Below are 2,884 nucleotides of genomic sequence, written 5' to 3'. Positions count from 1 at the left end.
GGCCGTCCCAATCGACGGTATAGACCAGCCCCGGGTTGCCGTCGGCCTCCCAGCCTTCGGCCAGCGCCGTATCGAAGAGTTTGGCCGCGTCGTGGGCGAGCCAGTCGGGCGCATCGGCGCCGAGGCCGGCTTCGAGGTGCAGCAACAGGCGCGCCCATTCGCAGCCGTGGCCGGGGGTGACGCCGAACGGCTTGAAGCCGTCGTCCGGTTGGTCGGCGTTGAAGTCGGGCAGGATCCGCCAGTTCGAGTCGAAATGCTCGATCACGCGCCAATCGTTGTCGGCGGCGACCCGGTGGATCAACCGATCGACGATCGCCAGTGCGCGCTCGCGCCAGCGGTTGTCGTCCAACACGTCGGCCAGTTCCAGGCACATCTCGGTGGCATGCATATTGGCGTTGGCGCCGCGATAAGCCTCGAGACCGGTCCAGTCGCGTGCATACGCTTCGACGTAAGCTTGTTCGTCGGCCGACCAGAACCGGGTTTCCAGCACCGCCAGCACATCGTCGAGCAAGGCGCGCGCGCCGTTAACGCCGGCACGCGCCGCGCTGGCCGCGCCCAGCGCCACGAAGACATGGATATAGCACTGCTTCGAGTCGTCGAAACCGGGCGTGGGTTCGGCCGCGAACCAGCCGTCGTGCTCGTCGTCGCGCAGCAGCCCGGCCAGAGCGCTCACGCCGTGATCGGCCAGCGTAAAAGCCCCGGGCACGCCTTGAAGGGCGGCCAGGGCGTAGCAGTGGGTCATGCGCGCCGTGATCAGCGTATCGGCTGTATCGGAGGCGAGTTCGCGGTTGAGATCGAGCGGCCCGAAGCCGCCGCCGGCCAGGCAGGACGCGCGATAGAACTCGAGCAGATCGAGACCTTCGGCGGCCAGCCAGTGGCGATGCGTTTCGCGTTCCACCCAACGGCCGATGGTCGTGGCGTTGTTCGTGTCGTGATAGTCGGCCAAGGCGCTCTCCCGTTTCGCGGCAAGCGCACAGTATGGCGCGTGTATCCGCCGTTGACGACGGTCTCAACGTTGGGATGGATGGTTTGGCCGCTGATGAACGAGGAACCCAGGTTCGCCAGAAACACAAGCACCGGATCTGTTCGCTCGGCCTGTGCGGACCTGCTAAAGCAGAGCTTCCGGCTGTGGGCTTGTATGCCACATATCCCAGCTCATTACTACGCGGTGTACGTAGCGATCAATCGATTGTCACCGGCACTAGCGTCATGGTGTCGTTGCCGAAAATATCGATCACTTTTACGGCAACCGTATAGCGGCCCGGCTTTTCATAGCGGTGTTCGGCGGTCGTTAGTTCAAGTGCGCGATCTTTGCGGGTACGAAAGCTCTGCCATTCGTTCTCGAAAATATAGCTGCCAGTCCAGCGTTCCTCGAAATCGAGGTTGAACTCGCTCTGCGGCGCCTCGAAGCCGGCGAGCACGCCGCTGGTGCCGCTGCCGACCGGCACCTTGATAATTTCCTTGCGCGACTGATAATCGAAGTCGACCGCCCAGTAATCGACCCAGTCGGTCCAGTGGCGCGTAAGCACTTCGCGGCTGATGACACCCTGCTTGTCTTTGCTTACCTTCACGAGCTGGCCGCGATCGCAGATTACCTCGCTCTTGCCATTCTTCATCGCTTCGATGGCTTTCTCGGCGGCGTTCTGGCTGTAGTAGACGGAGAAATCAGTGAGCTCGATGCGCACCGTCTGCTTGCGCTTTTTGTCATAGCGCGGCGTGGCCTCGACGAACGAAATATCGTGAAAGACAACCTGATTGCGCTTGATTGCCTGCTTGTCGAAGACCTCGGCCGGAATGTACTTCAGCGTCAGGTCGATCCCCTTCTCTTTCGCCTCCGACAATACGGCCGGGAATAGCCCCATCTCGAACTCGAAGGCGAGGATATCCACCCGTGTCGCGCCGCGCTTGCGACATTCGGTGATGACTTCTTCCACGAACAGTCGACCCACCGGCAAGTTGATCGGGCCGATGACCACGAGCCGCGGCCCTTGTTTGCCGTCGAAAAATGCATCGTTGTCGAACGGCTCGGCGCGGTAAGCGCGTAGAATCAGTTCGCGGAACTCGTGCTCGCGTTCGGCGAGCGCGGCCTCGCGCTGCTCGCCGGTCAGCCGGCCGCCCACGTTGAGATAAGCATAGCGCTCGTAGCGGCCGAGGTTGAGCACCTCGAAAGCGCGGAACGGCTTATCGGCGGCCTTGAGTTCGCGCTGAACGCCAATCAGACGTTTGCGGGTTGTGTGAATACCGAACTTGCCGAGGTCGGTAGCGATCCATTTGCGTCCTAGTTTCTCGGCAACCGCTGCTGTTGTTCCAGAGCCAACAAAAAAATCAGCAACAAGATCGCCCTCGTCGCTGCTGGATAGAATAATCCGGCTCAGCAGTGATTCCGGCTTTTGAGTTGCATAACCTTCATCTTCAATATCCCAAGATCTAATATTTCGAAGTGATTTTTCGGTCCATAGCGATGAAGCTGGCATCCCTTTAGCGTCTTCGAGATATCTTTTTAGCCTTGGAAAGTTATTGCGGGTCCAAAAGATTTGGCTGGTCTCATCGAGCTCATCAAGCCGGTGTCGCGGAAATCGCCATGGCCTCGTTATGCCTCGCCACTCATATGACGGATTAACTCCTTTGTGACCAACTAAATCCGCCGATTGAAATCTTTTCCCTGTTATATCGCATATTTTTCCATAGTACTGCTCGATATACTCCTCATCATAGTCACCATACTGCGTGTTAAACCTATAATTTTCACCTTTATGATAAAAATATATCGTCTGATGAACATTTCCGTATGTCTTATTATTGGGATGCGTATTAGTTGCCTTCCATATTATTTCTGAATCGAAACGATCCGGTCCAAAAACCTCGTCCAATGCTTGACGAATTA

2 protein-coding genes are annotated in these 2,884 nt (G+C 58.0%); both read right to left on the bottom strand.

Annotated features, from left to right (window positions below; translation table 11 throughout):
* Positions 1-946, bottom strand: a 946-nt coding sequence (locus VFJ08_RS10705; protein WP_324997198.1) for an AGE family epimerase/isomerase, incomplete at its 3' end; no start/stop codon positions are given.
* A 235-nt stretch (positions 947-1,181) separates the two neighbouring features.
* A partial coding sequence (locus VFJ08_RS10700) for a DNA methyltransferase (RefSeq protein ID WP_324997197.1) occupies positions 1,182-2,884 on the bottom strand: 1,703 nt, incomplete at its 5' end.

This window comes from Salinisphaera sp. (assembly GCF_035690525.1).
Taxonomy (GTDB): Bacteria; Pseudomonadota; Gammaproteobacteria; order Nevskiales; family Salinisphaeraceae; genus Salinisphaera.
This window is presented reverse-complemented; position numbering and strand designations above follow the sequence as displayed.